Origin of the sequence: Vibrio genomosp. F6, assembly GCF_005146325.1 — a bacterium.
GTDB classification, from domain to species: Bacteria; Pseudomonadota; Gammaproteobacteria; order Enterobacterales; family Vibrionaceae; genus Vibrio; species Vibrio cortegadensis.
This window is the reverse complement of the sequence record NZ_SYUT01000142.1, coordinates 1-372: the sequence shown is the minus strand read 5'-3', so window position 1 is coordinate 372 and position 372 is coordinate 1. Positions and strand designations below refer to the sequence as shown.

Sequence of the window (372 nt, the reverse complement as noted above, 5' to 3'; positions counted from 1 at the left end):
ATATCAGTTGACCACTACAAGCTATCATTCGACGGTTGAAGAAATATTAACTAAAGATAGTAAGTGGACCAAAATTAGAAATAGTAACCTAGGGCAACCTATGTATTGCTATAGAATTCCACGGTCAGGGATCAAAGAAATCTATCTTGGTGATAAAGTTTACCGTAATGTTTCTAGAGTAAATGATGGGAAAAATAAACAAAAAATCAAGAATGATCTCGACTTCATTAAGTCTTTTGGCTGTAAAGTATTTAGCTGTGAAGCTGATGTTTCAACCTGGAATCTTGTATCTGTAGAATTGTAAGCTAACAAACAATTTAAGAGTGACTCCTAACGCTTGTCGATTTCACTTCGATTTGAATTTAGTGTTTA

1 pseudogene is annotated in these 372 nt (G+C 33.6%); it reads left to right on the top strand.

Annotated features, from left to right (window positions below):
- Positions 1-304, top strand: a pseudogene (locus FCV43_RS20565) (hypothetical protein); the annotation flags it as partial.
- Between the last annotated feature and the right edge of the window lie 68 nt (positions 305-372).